21 protein-coding genes are annotated in these 22370 nt (G+C 72.5%); 6 read left to right on the top strand and 15 right to left on the bottom strand.

Going from position 1 to position 22370, the window contains the following annotated elements:
- Nucleotides 1-389: 389 nt before the first annotated feature.
- From ruvX to PED38_RS14150, 5 genes are all read right to left on the bottom strand, one after another.
- Nucleotides 390-875: a Holliday junction resolvase RuvX gene (gene ruvX / locus PED38_RS14170; protein WP_063071181.1), complete on the bottom strand. Its 486-nt coding sequence runs from the start codon at nt 873-875 to the stop codon at nt 390-392.
- A complete protein-coding gene (gene alaS / locus PED38_RS14165; RefSeq protein WP_270981762.1) occupies nt 875-3532 on the bottom strand; it encodes an alanine--tRNA ligase in 2658 nt (885 codons plus the stop codon). The genes ruvX and alaS overlap by 1 nt, the downstream gene beginning before the upstream one ends.
- A gap of 5 nt (nt 3533-3537) precedes the next feature.
- Nucleotides 3538-3759 (bottom strand): hypothetical protein, encoded by a 222-nt coding sequence (locus PED38_RS14160; protein ID WP_063071179.1) that lies wholly within the window; start codon nt 3757-3759, stop codon nt 3538-3540.
- Between the two features lie 189 nt (nt 3760-3948).
- Nucleotides 3949-4578: a 30S ribosomal protein S4 gene (rpsD, locus tag PED38_RS14155; protein ID WP_012038492.1), complete on the bottom strand. Its 630-nt coding sequence runs from the start codon at nt 4576-4578 to the stop codon at nt 3949-3951.
- A gap of 248 nt (nt 4579-4826) precedes the next feature.
- Nucleotides 4827-6239 carry a replication-associated recombination protein A gene (locus PED38_RS14150; RefSeq protein WP_270981761.1) on the bottom strand — a complete coding sequence of 471 codons (1413 nt, stop codon included), beginning with the start codon at nt 6237-6239 and terminating at the stop codon, nt 4827-4829.
- A 72-nt stretch (nt 6240-6311) separates the two neighbouring features.
- Between PED38_RS14150 and PED38_RS14145 the strand changes: the two genes are divergently transcribed.
- The 3 genes from PED38_RS14145 (at nt 6312) to PED38_RS14135 (ending at nt 8743) form a co-directional block, all read left to right on the top strand.
- Nucleotides 6312-6602, top strand: coding sequence for a hypothetical protein (locus PED38_RS14145; RefSeq protein ID WP_063071178.1), 291 nt, complete (start codon nt 6312-6314; stop codon nt 6600-6602).
- Nucleotides 6603-6807: 205 nt separating this feature from the next.
- Nucleotides 6808-8040: a DUF349 domain-containing protein gene (locus tag PED38_RS14140; protein ID WP_270981760.1), complete on the top strand. Its 1233-nt coding sequence runs from the start codon at nt 6808-6810 to the stop codon at nt 8038-8040.
- A 94-nt stretch (nt 8041-8134) separates the two neighbouring features.
- Entirely contained in the window at nt 8135-8743 is a 609-nt protein-coding gene (locus PED38_RS14135) for a type IV toxin-antitoxin system AbiEi family antitoxin (RefSeq protein WP_254654491.1), read from the top strand.
- On the opposite strand, the gene PED38_RS14130 is transcribed toward PED38_RS14135, so the two are convergent.
- The 10 genes from PED38_RS14130 to pdxT form a co-directional block, all read right to left on the bottom strand.
- Nucleotides 8730-10979 carry a RelA/SpoT family protein gene (locus PED38_RS14130; protein ID WP_063071177.1) on the bottom strand — a complete coding sequence of 750 codons (2250 nt, stop codon included), beginning with the start codon at nt 10977-10979 and terminating at the stop codon, nt 8730-8732. The genes PED38_RS14135 and PED38_RS14130 overlap by 14 nt on opposite strands.
- An 87-nt stretch (nt 10980-11066) precedes the next feature.
- Nucleotides 11067-11426, bottom strand: coding sequence for a rhodanese-like domain-containing protein (locus PED38_RS14125; RefSeq protein ID WP_063071176.1), 360 nt, complete (start codon nt 11424-11426; stop codon nt 11067-11069).
- Entirely contained in the window at nt 11423-12433 is a 1011-nt protein-coding gene (gene secF / locus PED38_RS14120; protein WP_063071175.1) for a protein translocase subunit SecF, read from the bottom strand. Before secF ends, PED38_RS14125 begins: the two co-directional genes overlap by 4 nt.
- On the bottom strand, nt 12433-14235 hold the full coding sequence (gene secD, locus PED38_RS14115; RefSeq protein ID WP_270981759.1) for a protein translocase subunit SecD: 1803 nt from the start codon (nt 14233-14235) through the stop codon (nt 12433-12435). The genes secF and secD overlap by 1 nt, the downstream gene beginning before the upstream one ends.
- 124 nt (nt 14236-14359) lie before the next feature.
- Nucleotides 14360-14749, bottom strand: a complete 390-nt coding sequence (gene yajC / locus PED38_RS14110; protein WP_107490167.1) for a preprotein translocase subunit YajC — start codon at nt 14747-14749, stop codon at nt 14360-14362.
- A 76-nt stretch (nt 14750-14825) separates the two neighbouring features.
- The gene (gene ruvB / locus PED38_RS14105) at nt 14826-15914 is read right to left on the bottom strand and encodes a Holliday junction branch migration DNA helicase RuvB (protein WP_081234913.1); all 1089 of its coding nucleotides are present in this window, start codon (nt 15912-15914) and stop codon (nt 14826-14828) included.
- Nucleotides 15911-16555: a Holliday junction branch migration protein RuvA gene (gene ruvA / locus PED38_RS14100; protein ID WP_063071190.1), complete on the bottom strand. Its 645-nt coding sequence runs from the start codon at nt 16553-16555 to the stop codon at nt 15911-15913. The genes ruvB and ruvA overlap by 4 nt, the downstream gene beginning before the upstream one ends.
- Nucleotides 16556-16572: 17 nt before the next feature.
- Nucleotides 16573-17226, bottom strand: coding sequence for a crossover junction endodeoxyribonuclease RuvC (ruvC, locus tag PED38_RS14095; protein ID WP_270981764.1), 654 nt, complete (start codon nt 17224-17226; stop codon nt 16573-16575).
- A 6-nt stretch (nt 17227-17232) separates the two neighbouring features.
- The gene (locus PED38_RS14090; RefSeq protein ID WP_063071171.1) at nt 17233-18000 is read right to left on the bottom strand and encodes a YebC/PmpR family DNA-binding transcriptional regulator; all 768 of its coding nucleotides are present in this window, start codon (nt 17998-18000) and stop codon (nt 17233-17235) included.
- A 77-nt stretch (nt 18001-18077) separates the two neighbouring features.
- Nucleotides 18078-18707, bottom strand: coding sequence for a pyridoxal 5'-phosphate synthase glutaminase subunit PdxT (gene pdxT, locus PED38_RS14085; protein ID WP_063071170.1), 630 nt, complete (start codon nt 18705-18707; stop codon nt 18078-18080).
- Between the two features lie 488 nt (nt 18708-19195).
- Here pdxT and PED38_RS14080 point away from each other — a divergent pair, with 488 nt between their 5' ends.
- From PED38_RS14080 to PED38_RS14070, 3 genes are read left to right on the top strand one after another with little or no spacing between them, the layout of a single operon-like run.
- On the top strand, nt 19196-19936 hold the full coding sequence (locus PED38_RS14080; protein ID WP_175345471.1) for a phosphocholine cytidylyltransferase family protein: 741 nt from the start codon (nt 19196-19198) through the stop codon (nt 19934-19936).
- Entirely contained in the window at nt 19933-21861 is a 1929-nt protein-coding gene (gene asnB / locus PED38_RS14075) for an asparagine synthase (glutamine-hydrolyzing) (protein ID WP_270981758.1), read from the top strand. Before PED38_RS14080 ends, asnB begins: the two co-directional genes overlap by 4 nt.
- The gene (locus tag PED38_RS14070; protein ID WP_270981757.1) at nt 21858-22370 is read left to right on the top strand and encodes a thiamine pyrophosphate-binding protein; all 513 of its coding nucleotides are present in this window, start codon (nt 21858-21860) and stop codon (nt 22368-22370) included. The genes asnB and PED38_RS14070 overlap by 4 nt, the downstream gene beginning before the upstream one ends.

Genomic DNA, 22370 nt, shown 5'->3' with positions numbered 1-22370 from the left:
GGAGACGAGGCCCATGGCGATGCCCGCGACGGGCGCGCGCAGCGGCACACCCGCCGACCGGTCGCGGGGCGGGCGACCCGGCCGACGTGGACGGGGCGGGCCCGGATGCCGCCGCGGCCTCCGAGCGCGCCTCCGCGGCCTCGCGCAGCGCGCGGAGCTCGCGGCGGGTCATGGGGGCGCCGGTGCCGATGCCGGGCCCGGCGCCCCGCGGGGCCGGGGTGTCGGCGTCCGCGGAGGAGGCCGTCGATCCGCCGGCGGGAGGGGAGGCCGGGACGGCGGACGCGGAGCCCGGAGTCGCCTCGACCACGTCCCCCACGTCGCCGAAGAGGCTCTCGAAGGGGTCGGCTCCTCCGCCCGAGGCCGTCGTGGCGCGTCGGGCGGGGTCGTGCTCAGGCGTGTCGGTCAGGATCGACTCGGTTCCTCGGGACGAGATCGCCGGGTGGGGAGCCGGCGGCGCGCTCGCTCTCGAGCGCATGTTGAAGGATTATAACGGCCGCCACCTGGTCGATCACGGGCCGCTGCTTACGGGAGCCTCTGCCGGAGGAGCGCAGGGCGCTCTGCGCGGAGACCGTCGAGAGCCGCTCGTCGACCAGCCGGACGGGGATCTCCGTGGCGTCGGCGAGCCGCCGCGCGAAGCCCTCGGCGTCGTCGGTGGAGGCCGTCGCCCGGCCGGAGAGGGCGAGCGGCAGGCCGACGACGAGCTCGACGCAGTCCGCCTCCGCGGCCACCTCCAGGATGCGGCGCACGTCCGCCGAGCCGGCCGCGTCGCGCGGCACGGTCTCGACGGGCGTGGCGATCAGCCCGTGCGGATCCGACCGGGCGAGGCCGATGCGGGCCTTCCCCACGTCGACCGCGATCCGGGCGCCCAGGCGCATCAGGATGCGAGCGCCTGGCGGACGGCCGCGAGCGCGTCGGAGATGGCCGAGACGTCCTGGCCGCCGCCCTGCGCGAGGTCGTCCTTGCCGCCTCCGCCGCCGCCGAGCACGGCCGCCGCGGCGCGGGCGAGCTGCCCCGCCTTGGCGCCGGCGTCGCGCGCGGCCTGGTTCGTGGCGACGATGACGGTCGGCTTGCCGCCCGCGTCGCCCGCGAGGGCGATGACCACGGGCTCGGATCCCGCGCGCTCGCGCACGAGCGTCACGAGCTGGCGCACCTCGTCCGCCGAGCGCACGCTGCCGAGCGAGTCCTGGATCAGCGTGACGGCGCCCACGCGCGCACCCTGCTGGAGGAGGGCCGGCACGCGCTGCTGCAGCGCCTGCGCCTCGAAGTCGGCGATGCGCCGCTCCGCGGTCTTGAGGTTCTGCAGGAGGTCGGCGATGCGGTCGGGCAGCTGCTCCCGCGGCGTCTTGAGGCTCGAGGTGAGCTGCGACACGATGGCGCGCTCGACGGCGAGGTCCTGGAACGCCTCGCGACCCACGAGCGACTCGATGCGGCGGTTCGTGGATCCGACGGACGACTCCCCCACCACGTTGATGAGCCCGATCTGCGCGCTGGAGGACACGTGCGTGCCGGCGCACAGCTCGCGCGACCACGGGCCGCCGATGTCGACGACGCGCACGGTGTCGCCGTACTTCTCGCCGAACAGCGCCATGGCGCCGAGCTGCTTGGCCTCGTCGAGCGGCATCACGCGCGTGACGACCTGCAGGTCGTCGCGCACGGCGCCGTTCGCGATGTCCTCGATCTCGCTGCGCGTCTCGGGGCTCAGCGCCTGGTTCCACGCGAAGTCGAGCCGCATGTAGCCGGCGCGGTTGTAGGAGCCGGACTGGTGCGCGTCCTGGCCGAGCACCTGGCGGAGCGCCGCGTGCACGAGGTGCGTGCCCGAGTGCGCCTGGGTCGCGCCGCGGCGCCAGTCGGCGTCGACGACGGTGGTGGCGGCATCGCCGACGCCCACCTCGCCCGAGCGCACCTGCACGCGGTGGCTGACGAGGCCCTTGACGGGCTTCTGCACGTCGAGCACCTCGAGGTCGAAGCCGTTCCCGACGATGCTGCCCGCGTCGGCCTCCTGGCCGCCGGACTCGGCGTAGAGGCTCGTCTCCGGGAGGATGACCTCCGCGATGTCGCCCGCGACCGCGTGGTCGACGCTGTGTCCGCCCACGATGAGGCCGAGGATGGTCGTCCCGGTCTCGAGCTCGTCGTAGCCCGTGAAGCGCGTCTCGCCGGCTGCGCGGAACTCGCTGTAGACGGTGAGGTCGGCGAGCGCGGTCTTCTTGCTCTTGGCATCCGCCTTGGCGCGCGTGCGCTGCTCCAGCATCAGCCGGTCGAACGCCTCGCGGTCGACCGTGAGGCCGTTCTCCTCCGCCATCTCGAGCGTGAGGTCGATGGGGAAGCCGAACGTGTCGTGCAGGAGGAAGGCGGTGTCGCCCGCGATCCGCTCGCCGCCCTTCGCCTTGGTCTCGCCCACGGCCACGTCGAGGATCGTCGTCCCGCCGGCGAGCGTGCGGAGGAAGGTCTCCTCCTCCGCGTACGCGAGGCGGGAGATGCGGTCGAAGTCGTCGGACACCTCGGGGTACGCCGCCTTCATCGCGTCGCGCGACGCGGGGAACAGCTCGCCGAAGGTGGCGGCGTCGACGCCCATGAGGCGCATGGCGCGCACCGTGCGGCGCATGAGGCGGCGCAGGATGTAGCCGCGTCCCTCGTTGGACGGCCGGACGCCGTCCGACATGAGCATGAGCGACGAGCGCACGTGGTCGGCGACGATGCGCATGCGCACGTCGTCCTCGTGGTCGGCGCCGTAGCGCCGGCCCGAGAGCTCGGACGCGCGGTCGAGGACCGGGCGCACCTGGTCGATCTCGTACATGTTCTCGACGCCCTGCTTGAGGAACGCGACGCGCTCGAGCCCCATGCCGGTGTCGATGTTCCGCTTCGGCAGGTCGCCGAGGATCTCGAAGTCGCTCTTGCCGGTGCCCGCCCCGCGCAGGTACTGCATGAAGACGAGGTTCCAGATCTCCACGTAGCGGTCGTCGTCCGTCGCCGGGCCGCCGTCGGCGCCGTAGGCCGGGCCGCGGTCGAAGAAGATCTCGGAGCAGGGGCCCGCGGGGCCGGGCTGCCCGGTGTGCCAGTAGTTCGTGTCGCGGCCGAGGCCCTGGATCCGCTCGTCCGGGAGCCCCGCGATGCGCTTCCACGCCTGCCGGGCCTCGTCGTCCTCGTGGTAGACGGTGACCCACAGGTCGTCGGGCGAGAAGCCGAGGCCGCCGTCGGCCTCGCTCGTGGTGAGCAGCTCCCACGCGTACGCGATGGCCTGCTCCTTGAAGTAGTCGCCGAAGGAGAAGTTGCCGTTCATCTGGAAGAAGGTGCCGTGGCGGGGCGTGCGGCCGACCTCCTCGATGTCGAGCGTGCGGATGCACTTCTGCACGCTCGTGGCGCGCGGGAACGGCGCGGGCACGACGCCCGTGAGGTACGGCACGAACGGGACCATGCCGGCCACCGTGAACAGGAGCGTCGGGTCGTCGCTCACGAGCGACGCCGACGGCACGACGGTGTGCCCCCGGTCGCCGAAGTACGTCAGCCAGGCGTTGCGGATGTCTGCGGTCTGCATGCGGTCTACTGCTTTCCCAGCTCGGTGATGGTGTCCTCGGCCTCGCCGACGGCGGCGCGGAGCTCGGCCTCGCGGCGGCGGTACCCGTGCTCGACGGCCTCGCCGAAGCGGCGGGCCCGGGCGTCGACGCCCTGGAACAGGCGGTGCCCGGCGGGCGTGCGGTCGACCACGTGGGCGGCGGCGAAGCCGATGGCGACCCCTACGGCGATGAGGACGAGGTTCTTCATGGGGTTCCCCTTCCGGGAGACGTCGTGCCGGGTGCGCGGCCACGGGGCCGAGGGCGATCCTACCGGCCCGGTCTCGGCGTCCCGCGGGCGGGCGGGCGGGCGCGCGGTCGCCGGCGCCCGTGGCCCGGATACGCCGCGAGGCGGGCCGCCCCGGAGGGCGACCCGCCTCGCGGACGGTGGTGCGGGTGGCTAGCGGGCCGCGTAGTACTCGACGACCAGCTGGACCTCGCAGGTCACGGGGACCTCGGCGCGCTTCGGCAGGCGCACGAGGCGGGCCTGCAGCTTGTCGAGCTCGACCTCGAGGTACGAGGGGAGCTTCGGCAGCACGTCGGCGTGACCGCCGGCGGCAGCGACCTGGAAGGGCTCGGTGCCCTCGGAGCGCGGCTTGACGTGGATCATCTGGCCGGCCTTCACGCGGAAGGAGGGGCGGTCGACGATCTTGCCGTCGACCATGATGTGGCGGTGCACGACGAGCTGGCGGGCCTGCGCCGTGGTGCGCGCGAGGCCGGAGCGGACGACGAGCGCGTCGAGGCGCTGCTCGAGGATCTCGACGAGGTTCTCACCGGTCAGGCCCTGGGTGCGACGCGCCTCCTGGAAGGCGATCTTGAGCTGGGCCTCGCGGATGCCGTACTGGGCGCGCAGACGCTGCTTCTCGCGGAGGCGGACGGCGTAGTCGCTGTCCTGCTTGCGCTTGGACCGGCCGTGCTCGCCCGGCGCGTAGGGGCGCTTCTCGAGGTACTTGGCCGCCTTCGGCGTGAGCGGGATGCCCAGCGCGCGGGAGAGGCGGGTCTTGCTGCGGGTGCGTGACTTGGTGGACACGTTTTCCTTCCAGGGAGAAAGTCTCTGACGACGGGTGGTGCAGGGCGTCCGCGCACACGCATGGGCGCGCGACGATCGATCCCGCTGATGCGGGTCCTGCGGAAGTAGAGGGATTCGCCACGGGTCGTCCGGCTACAGGACGTGTCCCTTGGATCTGGATGTCGACGCAGCCGCACGCGACACCCCATCTAGGCGACAGCGAGCTTAGCACGGCATCCGCGCGCTCCCGGGGGTGCGCCGCGCCGGCGTCACCCGCCGCGGACGATGCGCCGCAGCTTCTCCAGGCGCGCCGCGAGGTCGCGCTCGTGCCCGTGCTGCGTGGGCGAGTAGTAGGTGCGGCCCACGAGCTCGTCGGGGAGGTGCTGCTGGGTGACGACGCCGATGTCCGCGTCGTGCGGGTAGCGGTAGCCCTTGCCGTGGCCGAGGCGCTTCGCGCCCGGGTAGTGCGCGTCGCGCAGGTGCAGCGGCACGCGGCCGAACGCGCCGGCCCGCACGTCGGCGATGGCCTGGTCGATGCCGAGGTAGGACGCGTTCGACTTGGGCGCGGTCGCGAGGTGCACGACGGCCTGGGCCAGCGGGATCCGCCCCTCTGGCATGCCGATGAGCTGCACCGCGTCGGCGGCGGCGACCGCGACGACGAGCGCCTGCGGGTCGGCGAGCCCGATGTCCTCGGAGGCCGAGACGATGATCCGCCGGGCGATGAAGCGCGGGTCCTCCCCCGCCTCGATCATGCGGGCCAGGTAGTGCAGCGCGGCGTCCACGTCGGAGCCGCGGATCGACTTGATGAAGGCGCTGATGACGTCGTAGTGCTCGTCGCCGTTGCGGTCGTAGCGGAGGAGCGCCCGGTCGACGGCGAGGGCGACCTGCTCGGTGGAGATGGGGATGGGCGCGGGGTCCTCGGCGGGCGCGGGCGCGGCTGCCTCGTCGTCCTCGTCTTCGTCCTCGTCGTCCTCCGCCGCCGCGCGCGCCTTGCCCGACGCGTCCGCCTGGGCCGACACCGCGGCCGCCTCGAGCGCCGTCAGCGCGCGCCGGGCGTCCCCGGAGGCGAGCCGGATGATCATCGACCGGGCGTCGTCCTCGAGCGCGAACCGGCCGCCCAGTCCCCGGGCGTCCGCGACGGCGCGGTCCACGAGCACGCCGAGGTCGTCGTCGTCGAGCTGCTCGAGGGTGAGGAGGAGGCTGCGCGAGAGCAGCGGCGAGATGACGGAGAAGGACGGGTTCTCCGTGGTCGCCGCGATGAGGATCACCCAGCCGTTCTCCACGCCGGGCAGCAGCGCGTCCTGCTGCGCCTTGGTGAAGCGGTGGATCTCGTCGAGGAACAGCACCGTGGAGACGCCGAAGAGGTCGCGGTCGCTGAGCGCCTTCTCCATCACCTGACGCACGTCGCGGACCCCGGCCGTCACCGCGGACAGCTCGACGAAGCGGCGGCTCGACCCGTGCGCGATGGCCTGCGCGAGCGTCGTCTTGCCCGTGCCGGGCGGGCCCCACAGGATGATCGAGACGGAGCCCTGCTCCCCCGCGACGTCCGAGGCGAGGCTCACGAGCGGCGATCCGGGCGTCAGCAGGTGACGCTGGCCGGTGACCTCGTCGAGGCTCCGCGGACGCATCCGGACGGCCAGGGGCGTGGCCCCCGAGCGGAGGCCCGTTCGCGTGTCGGTCATGACCTCGATGGTAGGCGGGACCGGCTAGTGTTCCCGTACCGCCGACTCGGGCGGCACCGACCGGAGGACGCCGTGGCCCCCAGGAACGACCGCGCAGCCCGTGAGGCGCAGGCCCGGCTCCGCCGCTACGAGGCCCGTCAGGAGCTGCACGCGAGCGGCGTCCGCCGCCGCCGCCGCGACGACCTGGTCGCGGTCGTCGGCGTGATCCTCGTCGCCGCGCTCGCGGTCGGCGCGCAGCTCGCGTACGAGGCCGGCCCCGGAGCCCCGGCTCCCGCGCCGTCCTCCACCCCCGCCTCTCCCGGCGACCCCGCGCCCGCCACGCCGGACGCCACCCCGGCGCCGGACGCCACCCCGGCACCCTGAGCAGCCGGCCCGACCGCACGGTCCTCACGAGCGCCTGCGAGCCCGGGCCGATCGGCGTCCTCCCGCGCAGGCGCGACCCGCGCTGGGGCATGATCGACAGGTCAGCCCGCCGACGCACGCGGCGAACCTGCGCGATGCCCGTGCTCTAGGCTGACGTGCACGTCTCCGCACCGGTCCGGCCGGTCCTACGAACAAGGTGGAATCCGTGGCAGACAACGATCAGACCCCCTGGGGCCGCGTCGACGAGACGGGCACCGTCTTCCTCCGCGAGGGCGACGGCGAGCGCGTCGTCGGCCAGTACCCCGACGGGACCCCCGAGGAGGCGCTGGCGTACTTCCAGCGCAAGTTCACCGACCTCGCGGGTCAGGTCACGCTCCTGGAGCAGCGCGCCAAGCGCGGCGCCCCCGCGGCGGACGTGTCGAAGGCCGTCGCGCACCTCATCGAGGCGGTCGACGGCGCGAACGCCGTCGGCGACCTGCAGGCCCTGCGGGTCCGGCTCGACGTGCTCGCCGCCACGGTCGGCGAGCTCACGGAGAAGCAGGGCGAAGAGCAGCGCCAGGTCGTCCAGGGCGCCGTCGCCGAGCGCACCGCCATCGTCGAGGAGACCGAGCGCCTCGCGCAGCAGGACTTCTCGAAGGTGCAGTGGAAGCAGCTCACGGCCGAGGTCGACGCGCTGTTCGCCCGTTGGCAGCAGCACCAGCAGACGGGGCCGCGCCTCCCCAAGAACGAGGCCAACGAGCTGTGGAAGAGGTTCCGCACCGCGCGCTCCACGATCGACACCGAGCGCAAGGCGTTCTTCGCCGAGCTCGACAACGCGCACAAGGACGCCCGCTCCAAGAAGCAGGCCATCGTCGAGCAGGCGCGCGCCCTCGAGTCGCAGGGCGTCGGCGGCATCCCGGCGTACCGTCGCCTCCTCGACGAGTGGAAGCTCGCCGGCCGCGCCGGCAAGCGCTACGACGACGCGCTGTGGGCGCAGTTCAAGGCCGCGGGCGACGTCCTCTACGGCGCCAAGGCCGAGGTCGACGCGGCGGACGACGAGGAGCAGCAGGCGAACCTGCAGGCGAAGCTCGCCCTGCTCGACGAGGCCGAGCCCATCCTCCAGATCACCGAGCGCACCGCCGCGCGCGACAAGCTCACGGCCGTCCAGCTGCGATGGGATGCCGTCGGCCGCGTGCCGCGCGACAGCGTCAAGACCGTCGAGGACCGGCTCCGCAAGGTCGAGACGCACGTCCGCACTCTCGACGAGGAGTTCTGGCGCAAGAACAACCCGGAGACCAAGGCGCGCTCCGAGGGCCTCGCGTCGCAGCTCGGCGCCGCGATCGACAAGCTCCAGCGCGAGCTCGACGCTGCCAAGGCCGAGGGCGACGCCCGCCGCATCGCCGAGGCCGAGGAGGCGCTCGCCGCCCGCCGGGTCTGGCTGGACGCGCTGGGGTCCTAGCCCTCCTCCTCCGCACGGCGACGACGGGCCGGGATCCTCCACAGGATCCCGGCCCGTGGTCCGTGCGCGGCCGGCACCTGCCATGGTGCGCCGCATGACCCCGCGCCTCGCTCCCGTCCTGTCCGTCCTCGACCTGCCCCTCGCCGAGCTCTGCTCCGCGCGCCTCGACGGCGAGGTCTACGAGGTCGACGCCTGCTACTCCCCCGTGGACGAGCTCGCGTCCCCCTGGCTCCGCGCGGCGGCGCTGGCCGCCCAGGTGCCGAGCCGCCTCATCGCCGAGCGCCTGACCGCGGCGTGGGTCCACGGCGCCACGCGCCAGCCCCCGCGCACGCACGAGTACTGCGTCGACGCCGTCGCGCGGTGCCATCCACCGGAGCTGCGGAACGTCCGCATCCGCGAGGTCGTGCTCGACGAGCGCGACACCGTCGTCATGGCGGGCCTGCGCGTCACCACGCCCGTGCGCACGCTGTGCGACATCGCCCGCACGGTCGCCGACTTCACGCCGCGGCACGAGAGCGCGTGCCTCGGGCTGCTCGCCCTCCCCGACGTCACGGTGCCCGCTGCCCGCGCGCACCTCGAGGCCTCCGGGGCGCTGCCCGACAAGCGCCGCGCGCTCGCGCGCCTCTCGGCCCTCGCCGGTCTCGCGGACGACGCCGCAGAGCACGAGGGCGCCGGCGGCGCCGCTCCGATCAGCCCCCGTTGACCCGGTACACGTCGTACACGGCGTCGATCCGCCGTACGGCGTTGAGCACCCGGTCGAGGTGGGTGACGTCGCCCATCTCAAACACGAAGCGGCTGATGGCCAGCCGGTTCGAGGAGGTGGACACGGACGCGGACAGGATGTTCACGTGGTGCTCCGACAGCACGCGCGTCACGTCGCTGAGCAGACCCGAGCGGTCGAGCGCCTCCACCTGGATGTGCACGAGGAACAGGCTCTTGGACGAGGGCGCCCACTCCACCTCGATCATGCGCTCGGGCTCGGAGCGCAGCGAGCCGACGTTGTGACAGGACGCCTGGTGCACCGAGACGCCGGCACCCCGGGTCACGAAGCCGATGATCTCGTCCCCCGGGACGGGCGTGCAGCACTTGGCGAGCTTGACGAGGATGTCGGGGGCGCCGCGGACCAGCACGCCCGAGTCGCTGTTGCGCGACACCCGGGAGCGCTGCGTGACGGCGAAGACCTCCTCCGCCTCCCCGCCGCTGTCGCCCTGGATGGACGCGAGCACCTTCTCGATCACCGACTGGGTGGAGACGTGGCCCTCGCCTACGGCCGCGTAGAGCGCCGCGACGTCGTCGAACTTCATGCTCTGGGCCACGTCGGAGAACGCGTCCTGGTTCATGAGCTTCTGGAGCGGGAGGTTCTGCTTCCGCATGGCCCGGGCGATGGCGTCCTTGCCCTGCTCGATGGCCTCCTCGCGGCGCTCCTTGGTGAACCACTGCTTGATCTTGTTGCGGGCGCGGGCGCTCTTGACGAACGCGAGCCAGTCCTTGCTCGGGCCGCTGTCCGGGTTCTTCGACGTGAAGACCTCCACGACGTCGCCCGTGGTGAGCGGGTTCTCGAGGGGCACGAGCCGCCCGTTGACCTTCGCCCCCATGGTGCGGTGGCCGACGTCCGTGTGCACCGCGTAGGCGAAGTCCACGGGCGTGCCGCCGGCCGGGAGGCCGATCACCTTGCCGTGCGGCGTGAAGACGTAGACCTCCTTCGCCCCGATCTCGAAGCGCAGGCTGTCGAGGAACTCGCCGGGGTCGGCGGTCTCGGACTGCCAGTCGGAGATGTGGGCGAGCCAGGCGAGGTCGGTGTCCCCCTGCGGCGACACCTCCGTCGTGCGGCCGCCGTTCATGCGCTCCTTGTACTTCCAGTGCGCGGCCACGCCGAACTCGGCGCGCTGGTGCATCTCGTGCGTGCGGATCTGGATCTCGACGGGTCGCCCCTTCGGGCCGATCACCGTCGTGTGGAGCGACTGGTAGAGGTTGAACTTGGGGGTGGCGATGTAGTCCTTGAACCGCCCGGGCACCGGCGTCCAGCGCGCGTGGATGGCACCCAGCACCGCGTAGCAGTCGCGCAGCGAGTCGACGAGCACGCGGATGCCGACGAGGTCGTAGATCTCGTCGAACTCGCGACCGCGCACGACCATCTTCTGGTAGATCGAGTAGTACTGCTTCGGGCGGCCGGCGACCTTGCCCCGGATGCGCGCGGACCGCAGGTCGTCGTTGACGCTGTCGATCACCTGCTGCACGAACTCCTCGCGCTGCGGCGTGCGCTGCTTGACGAGGTTCTCGATCTCGACGTAGATCTTCGGGTAGAGCACCGCGAACGAGAGGTCCTCGAGCTCCCACTTGATGGTCTGGATGCCGAGGCGGTGCGCGAGCGGCGCGTAGATCTCGAGCGTCTCCTTGGCCTTCCGCTCGGCGGAGGCCGACTCGACGAAGCCCCACGTGCGGGCGTTGTGCAGGCGATCGGCGAGCTTGACCACGAGCACGCGGATGTCCTTCGACATGGCGACGACCATCTTGCGCACGGTCTCGGCCTGCGCGCTGTCGCCGTACTTGAGCTTGTCGAGCTTGGTGACGCCGTCGACCAGCATCGCGATCTCGTCGCCGAAGTCGTGCCGGAGCATGTCGAGCGTGTACTCGGTGTCCTCCACCGTGTCGTGCAGCAATGCGGCCGCGAGGGTCTTCGGTCCGATCCCGAGGTCGGCGAGGATCTGCGCCACGGCCACGGGGTGGGTGATGTACGGCTCGCCGCTCTTGCGCTTCTGACCCTCGTGCGCGTTCTCGGCGACCGAGTACGCCCGCTCGATGAGGCCCATGTCTGCCTTGGGGTGGTGCAGCCTGGCGGTGCGGATGAGCTGCTCCACGGCGCCGGCCGGCTGCGCCCGGGAGAAGAGGCGGGGCACGAGGCGCCGGAGGGAAGCCGTGCTCGAGGTCGTCTCCGTCATCGTCCAGCCTCCCAGCCGTCTGCTGGTGACCAAATTATCACCGCAGCACAGCGCTCCCGACCACTGCTCCGGCGGGACGGGCGCGGATCAGGCGACGCGGCCCGCGGACCCGTCGTCCGTGACGACGTCGCCGCCCATCTCCGCCCAGGCCTGCATGCCGCCGGTGATGTTGGAGGCCGCGAAGCCCCCGCGGAGGAGGGCCTGCGTGGCGAGCGACGACCGGTGGCCGGAGCGGCAGACCACGACGATGTGCTCGTCGGACGGCAGCTCGTCGGCGCGGTCCTGGAGCTCGCCCAGGGGGATGTGATGGGCGACCGCGGAATGGCCCGCGGCCCACTCGTCTGCCTCGCGCACGTCGAGGAGCCAGGACTCCCCCGTCGCCGTGCGGGCCTTGGCCGTGGCGGCGTCGATGTCCTCGGGGACGCCCGCTCCGTGTGCGCTGCTCATGCCTCCACCGTAGCCGCGGCGCGCTCGGCCTGGGCCCGGCTGGCGGCCGCGGCCGCGCGGGCGTCGCCCTTCTTCACCTTCGGCTCGTTCTCCCGGAGGTGCGCGTACAGCGGGGCGGCGAGGAAGATCGTGGAGTAGGTGCCCACGATGATGCCGATGAAGAGCGACAGGGCGATGTCTCGCAGGGTGCCCGCTCCGAGCACCACGGCGCCGATGAAGAGGATCGAGCCGACCGGGAGGATCGCGACGATCGAGGTGTTGATCGAGCGCACGAGCGTCTGGTTGACGGCGAGGTTGACGGACTGACCGAACGTGCGCCGCGACTCCTGGCCGTCCTCCGCGGTGTTCTCGCGGATCTTGTCGAAGACCACGACCGTGTCGTACAGCGAGTAGCCGAGGATCGTGAGGAAGCCGATCACCGCTGCCGGCGTGACCTCGAACCCGGTGATCCCGTAGATGCCGGCGGTGAGCACCAGGTCGTGGAGCAGTGCCACGATGGCGGCGACGGACATCTTCCAGGTGCGGAAGTACACCGACATGACGAGGGCGGCCAGCGCGAGGAACACCACGAGCCCCCAGAGCGCCTGGCGCGTGATGTCCTGGCCCCAGGAGGGGCCGATGAACGACTCCGTGACGCTCGCCGGCTCGACGCCGTACGCCGTGGCGAGGGCCTGGCGGACGGCGGTGCTGTCGGTGGCCTCGAGCTGGTCGGTCTGCACGCGCACCCCGTCGGAGCCGACGCTGGAGACGCGCGCCGGCACGGGGGTCACGGTGGCCACCGCGTCGCTCGCGATGTCCTGCGACTGCGAGGACGCCCCGCTCACCGTGAACTCGGATCCGCCCGTGAACTCGATGCCGAAGGTGAATCCGCCCCGGACCAGCGGCCCGAGGATCGAGATGAGGATGCACACGGCGGCGATGCCGTACCAGAGCTTGCGGCGCCCGACGATGTCGAACGAGCGCTTGCCCGTGTAGAGGTCGTTGCCGAACTCGGAGAAGCCAGCCATCAGTCGTCCCTGCTCGTGTCGTCGGATCGCGGCGCGTCGATCGTCGCGGTCGAGGTGGTGCCGGTTCCCGCGCCCTGGGCGGCCTTGCGCTCGGCGATGGTCTGCCGGCGCGCCGCCTCCTTGGCCGCGGCGGTGCCTCGGCCGGTCGAGACGGTCGGGGTGCGGAAGGTGGCGCGGCCGCGGTAGACCGCGCCGAGCGCCCGCGGGTCGAGCCCGCTGAGGCGGTGGCCCTCGGCGAAGAAGCGGCGCTCGGCGAGCAGCTGCAGGATCGGGTGGGTGAAGAGCGACACGACGATGAGGTCGATGATCGTCGTGAGCCCGAGCGTGAGCGCGAAGCCCTTCACGTTGCCGACGGCGAGGATGAAGAGCACCGCGGCGGCGAGGAAGTTGACCGTGTCGGAGGCGATGATCGTGCGCAGCGCGCGCTTCCACCCCTGCTCGACCGACGAGACGAGGCCGCGGCCGTCCCGGAGCTCGTCCTTGATGCGCTCGAAGTACACGATGAACGAGTCCGCCGTGATGCCGATGGCGACGATGAGCCCCGCCACCCCGGCGAGCGACAGCCGGTACCCCTCCCGCCAGCTGAGGAGCGTGATGAGCAGGTACGTGATGACGGCGGCGATGGCCAGCGACGCCACCGTCACCATGCCGAGCGCCCGGTACTGCACGAGCGAGTAGAGCACCACGAGCACGAGGCCGATGAGTCCCGCGATCAGGCCGCTGGTGAGCTGGGAGGACCCGAGCGTCGCCGAGATGACGTCCGAGCTCTGCAGGGTGAAGCTCAGGGGCAGGGCGCCGAACTTGAGCTGGTCGGCCAGCGCCTTGGCGCTCTCCTGCGTGAAGTTGCCCGTGATGGAGGGCTTGCCGTTGGTGACGACGCCCTGCGTGACCGGTGCGGAGATGACCTCGTTGTCGAGGACGAAGGCGAACTGGTTGCGCGGGGACTCGAGCGTGATGAGGCGGGTCGACATGTCGCCGAACTGCTTCGTGCCGTCTCCGTCGAAGACGAGGTTGACGGCCCACGTGCCGGTGCTGACGCCCTGGCTGGACTGCGTCAGCCCGCTCGTGGCGTCGGAGATCGTGCTGCCGTCGACCTCGACCGGGCCGAGCACGTACTTGGCCGCCTTGTCGTCGGCGCAGGCGATGATCGCGCGGTCGGCGGGTGCGGCCTGGCCGTCGTTCTCCGGCGCGGTGGCGCAGTCGTAGGCGGCGAACTGCGCCTGCAGCCTCGGGGTGATCCAGGCGACATCGCTGGGGCCGGTCGGCTGCGTCGCGGGCTCGTCGGAGAGCGTGGCGGGGTCGGGCGTGGCCTCGGCGGCCGGCGTCTCGGCCGCGGGGGTCGACCCGTCGGCGGGCGCGGATCCGTCCGTGGGCGTCGGCGTCGGCGTGGGCGTGGCGGTGCCGGGGGCGCCGACGAGCACGGGCCGCAGCTCGAGCTTCGCGGACGACTGCAGGCGCTGCATCGTCGCGGCGTCGGGCTCGCCCGGCAGGCTCACCACGATGTTGCTGCCGCCCTGCGTGGTGATCTCCGCCTCGGAGACGCCGCTCGCGTCGACGCGCTGGCGGATGATCGACACCGCCTGGGCGAGCTGCTCGCTCGTGGGCCCGGACGACGAGCCGTCGAGCTGCGGCGCGAGGATGATCTGCGTGCCGCCCTCGAGGTCGAGCGCCAGCTTCGGGGTCCAGGACCCGTTGCTGAAGGCGATGCTCGCCGCGTTGCCGCCGGCGAGGAGGCCGATGATGACGAGCAGCCAGACGAGCTTGCGCCGGGCCTTGCGTACCGGTGTGGGCGACTTGGCCACCTGGACACTCGACTTTCTCCGCGGGACGCCCGCCGCTGCGACGCGGTCCCGGATGGGTGGGGGAGCTGGCCCGGGCGCGATCCCGCCCGGGTGCGGCGGACGGCTCAGCCGCCCGCCCGGTGGATCAGGAGCGCGCGGTGGGCGCGTCGCCGTCGTCGAGGCGACGACCGGCGTCCGTGCTGCCGGTCTCGTCGACGACGTCGGTCGCGGGGGCGTCGTCCACGAGCTCGCTCGCGTCGTCCGCCACGGCCACGGTGGGCTCGACGACCCGGGCGATGGTCTGGCGGTGCAGCTTGAGGACGGTGCCGGGCGAGACCTCGAGGTAGGCGAGGTTGTTCTCGTCGTCGAAGGAGACGAGCGTCCCGTAGATGCCGGATGCGGTCATGACCTCGGCGCCGGGCACCATCTGCGTCTGCAGCGCGGCCAGGTCCTTCTGGCGCTTCCGGCTGTTGCGGAACATGAAGAAGATGAGCAGCGCCAGGACGGCGAACATGATCAGGGTGAACGGGTCCATGCGGGACGGGCCTTTCAGGAGCTGGGGGTGTACGGACGCGACGAACCGGCGACGTTCCGCGGGAGGCCAGCTTGAATCATAGGCCATCGCCGAAGAGCGGCTCCTCGGCCCCGGGAGACGCCGCCCCCGGTCCGGGGGCGCCCGGCCGGACCTGGGCCATCGGTCCCTCGAGCCCGAAGTGCCGCCAGGCGGCGGGGGTCGCCACGCGACCGCGCGGGGTGCGGGTGACCAGCCCGATGCGCACGAGGAACGGCTCGACGACCGACTCGATGGTCTCGGCCTCCTCCCCCACCGAGACGGCCAGGGTGTTGAGCCCGACGGGTCCGCCGTCGAAGCGCGTGAGGATGCCGCGCATCACCGCGCGGTCGAGCCGGTCGAGGCCGAGCGGGTCCACGTCGTAGAGGTCGAGGGCGGCGCGGACGGACGTCACGTCCGCCTCCGTGCCGTGGACGAGCGCGTAGTCGCGCACCCGGCGGAGGAGGCGGTTGGCGATGCGGGGCGTCCCACGGCAGCGTCCCGCGATCTCCGCGACGGCCTCGTGCTCGATCTCGAGGTGCAGCATCCCGGCCGCGCGCTCGATGACCTGCTCGAGCTCGTGCGTCTCGTAGAACTCGAGGTGCGCGGTGAAGCCGAAGCGGTCGCGTAGCGGGCTCGGCAGCATGCCGGAGCGAGTGGTGGCGCCCACGAGCGTGAAGGGCGCGAGCTCCAGCGGGATGGAGGTGGCGCCGGCGCCCTTGCCCACCATGATGTCGATGCGGAAGTCCTCCATCGCGAGGTAGAGCATCTCCTCGGCGGAGCGCGCCATCCGGTGGATCTCGTCGACGAACAGGATCTCGCCCGGCACGAGCGCGGACAGCACCGCCGCGAGGTCGCCCGCGTGCTGGATCGCGGGGCCGCTCGTGAGGCGGAGCGGCCGGCGGCTCTCCTCCGCGACGATCATCGCGAGCGTCGTCTTGCCGAGCCCGGGCGGGCCGGCCAGGAGGATGTGGTCGGGCGAGCGGTTCTGCATCGCGGCCGCCGTCAGCAGCAGCTCCAGCTGCCCACGCACCTTGACCTGCCCGACGAACTCCGACAGGGACCGTGGTCGCAGCGCGCCCTCGAAGGCGAGCTCGGCCTCCGACTCGGGGACGGGGCTCGACACGTCGCCCTGCTCGGGGGCGCTCACCGGTCGGCCGCCGCGCCGGCCGCGGCGGTGCCGGGCGCCTGCTGCGGGCCGAGCATCCCGAGGGCGACGCGGAGGAGGCGCGCCATGTCGGCCGGCGCGCCCTGCTCCTCGGCGGCGGCCACCGCGTCGTCGACCGCCGTGCGGGCGACGCGCTCCGACCAGCCGAGGCCCACGAGCGCGGTGAGGACGTCCGCGGTGACGGACGACGGGGCGGATGCCGCCGAGCGCGACCGCGGCTGCGTGACGACGAGCTTCCCCGCCAGCTGCAGGACGATGAGCTTCGCCGTCTTGGGGCCGATGCCGGAGACGCGGCGGAACACGGCGTCGTCCTCGACGGCGATCGCCTGCGCCATGGCCTCGGGGTCGAGGTGCTCCAGCACCGCGAGGGCGGACTTCGGGCCGACGCCGGTGACGCCGCAGAGCAGCTCGAAGGCGCGCAGCTCGTCCGGCCCGGGGAAGCCGAAGAGGGTGAGGGAGTCCTCGCGGACGACCAGGGACGTGAGGACGGTGGCCTCGGATCCGTGCCGCAGCTCGAGCGCGTGCCGCGGGGTGACGGAGATCCCGTAGCCGACGCCGTGGACCTCCAGCAGGAGGGTCTGACCGGAGACGGACAGCACGGTGCCGCGGAGGGAGGAGATCACGCCCACAACCCTACGAGCTAGCGCCGACCCCGCTGCGCACGCTCGGCGGCGAGCCACGCCGCCTGGGCCGCGGTCGGTCCGGCGGCACCGGGCGCCGCCGACGCGGCGGCGCGCGAGACCGGCGCGGGCGTCCCGGTGATCCCCGCGCGGGACAGCCCCGCCCGCCAGCCGGCGCAGATGGCGAGGGCGAGGGCGTCCGAGGCGTCGGCCGGGGTCGGCAGCTCGTCGAGGCCGAGGATCCGCGCGACCATCGTCGCGACCTGCTTCTTGTCGGCCTGCCCGTAGCCCGTGACGGCCGCCTTCACCTCGCTCGGCGTGTGCATCGCGACGTCGAGCCCGCGCCGCGCGGCGCCGGCGAGGGCCACGCCCGTGATCTGCGCGACGCCCATCACCGTGGAGAGGTTGTCCTGCGCGAAGACGCGCTCGATGGCGACGACCGCCGGGCCGTGCCGCGCCACGAGCTCGTCGATGCCGTCGCCCACCGCGAGCAGCCGGTGGTGCAGCTCGTCCGTGGGGCTCGTCCGCACGACCTGCACGTCGACGATGCGCGCCGAGCGGTCCGCGAACACGTCGACCACCCCGACGCCGCAGCGGGTCAGTCCGGGGTCGATCCCGAGGATCCGGACGGACGGCCCGGTGCCGCCCGCGCCGCTCCCCCGCGCCCCGGCGATGAGGGGCTACTCCTCGTCGTCGTCGTCGAGCGCCGCCTGGACCTCGGCGGGCACGTCGCTGTTGACGTAGATGTTCTGGACGTCGTCCAGGTCCTCCATGGCGTCGATGAGCTTGTTCACCTTGCGCGCGGTCTCGAGGTCGACCTCGACCTTGACCTGCGGCACGAACTCCACGTCGGCGGAGTCGTACTCGATGCCCGCCGCCTGGAGCGCCTGGCGCACGGCGACCATGTCGCTCGGCTCGCACCGGATCTCGAACACCTCGCCGTGGTCGGTGACGTCCTCCGCGCCCGCGTCGAGGACCGCCGTGAGGACGTCGTCCTCCGTCGGCGCCTCGGCATGGGGAACGGCGAGGACGCCCTTGCGGTGGAAGTTGTAGGCGACGCTGCCCGGATCGGCCATGGTGCCGCCGTTGCGGCTCATCGCCGTGCGGACCTCGGCGGCCGCGCGGTTCTTGTTGTCCGTGAGGCACTCCACGAGCATCGCGACGCCGTTGGCCGCGTAGCCCTCGTACATGATCGTCTGGTAGTCGACGACCTCGCCGAGGAGGCCCGCGCCGCGCTTGACGGCGCGGTCGATGTTGTCGTTCGGGACGCTGGTCTTCTTGGCCTTCTGCACCGCGTCGACGAGGGTCGGGTTGCCGGACATGTCGGCGCCGCCGATCTTGGCCGCGACCTCGATGTTCTTGATCAGCTTCGCGAACGACTTGGCGCGACGCGAGTCGATGATCGCCTTCTTGTGCTTCGTGGTCGCCCACTTGGAATGTCCGGACACGGGTGGTTCTCCTTACGCGGCGTCTGCTCGCTGTCAATGATGGACCATCGGGCGGCCGCGCCGATCGACCCCGGGGGTCAGAGGGTGCGGCCGGACTCCTCGACCATGTCGAGGAAGAGGCGGTGGAAGCGGAGGTCGCCCGTCACCTCCGGGTGGAACGAGGTGCCGAGGAGCGCGCCCTGGCGGACGGCGACCACGCGGCCGTCGTCGAGCGACGCGAGAGCCGACGCTGCCGGCCCGACCGACGCGACCACGGGCGCGCGGATGAAGACGGCGTGCACGGGCGGGTCCCCCAGCTCGGGCACGTCGAGGTCCACCTCGAAGGACGCGGTCTGGGATCCGAAGGCGTTGCGGCGGACCGCGACGTCGAGCCCGCCGATGCTCCGCTGGTCGTGGATCGCGTCGACGATCTCGTCGGCCAGCATGATGAGGCCGGCGCAGGTCCCGTACACGGGCAGCCCGTCGTCGATCGCACCGCGGAGCGGCTCGGCGATCCCGAACTGGCGCGACAGCTTGTCCATCACGGTGGACTCGCCGCCCGGGATGACCAGGCCGTTGAGCCCCGGCAGGTCCTTCGGCTGGCGGACGAGCCGCGTGCGCGCACCGAATCCCTCGAGCACCCGCACGTGCTCGCGGACGTCCCCCTGCAGCGCGAGGACGCCGACGAGAGTCCCGTCGGCGTTCGGCGCCGCCGTGCTACCGGCCACGCTGGGCGAGCCGGTGGGCGGCGCTCACGCCGGCGAGCTCGTCGCCGTCAGCCGGGATCGACGTGCCACCACCCCGTGCGGAGCGGGATGCGGAGGACGAGGGCATGGAGGACAGGATATCCCGCGCGCGACGGGTGCCCGGCCCGCGGGCGCGATTATGCGACGGGATGACCGCTTCGTCAACAGATGGCGAACGGGGGATGGACGTCGATACCGTCCTCGCACGAAGCTGACGATGTCGTATCGAACGCGAGGCTCCGTCCACGGACGGGCAGGCGTTCACGAGCTCCCTTCTCGTCGGAGGCGCACAGGTCGTACGCGTGCAGGACGAGACGGGGAGGGATCGATGTCGCATCAGGGCGTACCCGAGGGGTGCAGGCGGAGGCTGCTGGCCGACGCGCCGGCTGCCGTCCGCGAAGGGGTGCAGGGACGGGACCGGGTCCGGTCGCGCGAGGTCGTCGGGGCGTCCGCCGGTCGGGGAGCCGACCGTGGCTGAGACGAGGGCGGTGCTCCTCTGCGCCGGATCCGGCACCCGCGCGCGCGACGTCACGGGCGACGTCCCGAAGTGCCTGCTCGAGATCGACGCCGTGTCGCTGCTCGCCCGCGCCCGCGCCCAGCTCGCACGCGCCGGGGTGCGCGACTCCGTGGTGGTCGCCGGGTTCGAGTGGCGCCAGCTGGCGAGCGCCGTGGGACCGACCGGGACGGTGCGCGTCTGGGACGGCTGGGAGACCGCCAACAACCTCTGGACGCTCGGCGCGAACGTCGACCTCCTCGAGGGGGGAGGCGACCGGGTGATCCTCTTCGGCGACGTGGTCTTCGATCCGGGCATCCTCGACGCGCTGCTCGACTCGCCCGCGGACGTCGCGCTCGCCGTCGACGGCTCCTCCCGCCTCGAGGGCACCATGCGGGTCCGCCTCCGGGACGGTGCGCTCGAGATCGGCAACCGCCTCGCGCCGGCCGAGGCGGACGGCAACTTCGTGGGGATCCTCAAGCTGAGCGAGCGCGCCTGCGCGCCCGTCGCGGCCGAGCTCGCGCGTCGGTTCGCCGAGGGCCGCGATCGCGACGACTACTACACGGCGGTCCTCCCGGACCTCGCGCACACGCTGTCCATCGAGTGCGTCAGCGTCGGGGGGAACCGATGGGCGGAGGTGGACACGCCCGCGGACTACGCCCGCGCGCGCAGCATCTTCGAGACGGGGCGTGGAGGTGCCGGCCCATGTGCGGGGTGACGGGGATCCTGGAGCTCGACGGTCGGCCGTTCGCCGACCTGGAGATGCTCGCCGCCGTCAACGCGTGCCAGGCTCATCGCGGACCCGACGAGTCCGGCTACCACGTCGACGGTCCCGTCGGTCTGGGATTCACGCGGCTCAGCGTCATCGACGTGCCGCACGGGCAGCAGCCGATGGTCGACGCGGACACGCGCGTGTCGCTCGTCTTCAACGGGGAGATCTACAACTTCCGGGAGCTCCGGAGCCAGCTGCGGGCGCGCGGCCACGTGTTCCGGACGTCGAGCGACACGGAGTCGCTCCTCCGCGGGTACCTCGAGTGGGGCTCGGACGTGGTGCACCGGCTGAACGGCATGTTCGCGTTCGGCATCCACGACGGTCGCACGGGCACGCTCCTCCTGGCTCGGGACCGGCTCGGGATCAAGCCCCTGCACTGGGCGGTGGTCGACGGGAGGTTCGTCTTCGCGTCCGAGATGAAGGCGATCCTCGCGGTGCCGGGCTTCCGCAGGCAGGCGAGCCTCGCCGGCATCTCGAGCTACCTCACCTTCCGTCAGGCCGTGTGGGGGAACAGCTACTTCGAGGGGATCGAGAAGGTGCTGCCCGGCCATCTGGTCGAGGTGTCCGGAGGGCGGGTCGTCGACCGCGAGTACTGGCAGCTCCCCGTGCCCCGGCCGGACGGGTCCCGGAGCGGACCGGAGTGGATCGACCTCGCCGACGAGATGCTCGGGAGGGCCGTCGACCGCTGCCTCGTCTCGGAGGTGCCGCTCGGGGCGTACCTGAGCGGGGGCCTCGACTCGAGCCTCGTGGTCGCGATGATGGCGCGGCGCCTCGATCGCCCGGTGCGGACGTTCTCGGTCGGCTACGGGACGGGCGCGTACGACGAGGGCGTGTACGCGCAGCAGGTCGCCGACCACGTCGGCGCCGAGCACACCCATCTCGTCGTCGGCAGGGAGACGTACGAGGAGGGGCTCGTGCCGCTGATCCGGCACCGCGACGCGCCCCTGTCCATCCCGCAGGAGATCGCCGTCCACGCGCTCTCCACCGAGATGAGGCGCCACGTGACGGTCGCGCTCTCGGGGGACGGGGCGGACGAGCTGTTCGGCGGATACGGGCGGGTGATGCGCTCGCCGCTCGACTGGAAGAAGACGGCGGCGCTGCAGAAGGTGGTCCCGCCGGCCCTGGCGAGGAGGATCGCGGCCGCGCACGGCCCGAGCCAGACCTCGCTGGCCGCGAACCTGGACGTGCGCGACCACCTCGAGCACTTCTACCGCATGTACCACTGGGTGCCGTTCGAGGAGAAGTGGGGCCTCTTCTCCCCCGAGGCGCGCGAGGCCCTGCAGGGTGATCGCGCGGTCAGGGCCCCGTTCGAGCGGTCGTTCGCCCGGACCGCGGATGCCGACCCCTACGACCGGGTCCTGCACGCGTTCCAGCACCTCCATATCGGCGCGATCCTCGACAAGGTCGACGCGATCGGCATGTCCGCGAGCCTGGAGGGACGCGTGCCGTTCGTCGACCACGAGCTGGTCGAGGCGTTCGTGCACATGCCCGTCCGCCACAAGATGGCGTGGAACAGCCGCTCCGCGCAGCTCCGCTCGTGGTTCACGCCCGCCTTCCGCGCCTCCGAGACCCTGGACACGACGAAGACCGTGCTGCGGAGGGTCGCCGACAGGTACCTCCCGGGGACGCTGACGTCGCGCAAGAAGATGGGCTTCCCCACGCCGCTGGACGACTGGATGCGCGACGGCATGCTGGTCCGCGCCCGCGAGGTGCTCCTGGACGGGGCCACCCAGCGCGACGGCCTCTTCGATCGGCGGGCGATGGAGGGGTTCCTCCGCCGCCCGCAGGACCTCGACCACGACTTCTACGGGAAGAAGGTCTGGATGTACATGAACGTGGCGATCTGGATGCAGGAGGTGGTGCACTCGTGACCGCCGGGACCGCGACGTCGACGGCCGCCGACCGGGTGCTCGCCGCCCTGCGGCGGGAGGGGGTCGACTTCGCGACCGGCGTCCCGTGCTCCCTGCTCGCGGGGCTGTTCTCCGTCCTGGAGCGCGGAGGGCCAGGCGAGCGCATCCGGTACGTCCCGGCGCCGCGCGAGGACACCGCGATGGGGATGGCGGTCGGGGCACGGCTGGCGGGTGCGATGCCCGTCGTCCTGATGCAGAACTCCGGACTGGGCTACTGCCTGAACGTGCTCACGAGCCTCACCCTCATCTACGACGTCCATCCGCTCATCATCATGAGCTGGCGCGGGCACGACGGGACGGACGCCGTCGAGCACGACGTCATCGGCCGCGAGGTCGTCCGCCTCCTCGACGTCGTCGGGATCGCGCACGCGGTCCTGGACCCCGAGCGGCCGGAGCGGGCCGTGGCGTCGGGCATGGACGCGGTGCGGGACGCTCAGCCGTTCGTCGTGCTCGTCGTGGAGGGGATCTAG

The organism is Clavibacter sp. CT19 (assembly GCF_027858075.1).
Taxonomy (GTDB): domain Bacteria; phylum Actinomycetota; class Actinomycetes; order Actinomycetales; family Microbacteriaceae; genus Clavibacter; species Clavibacter tessellarius_A.
The sequence above is the reverse complement of the archived record's forward strand: the minus strand, read 5'-3'. Positions and strand labels throughout refer to the sequence as shown.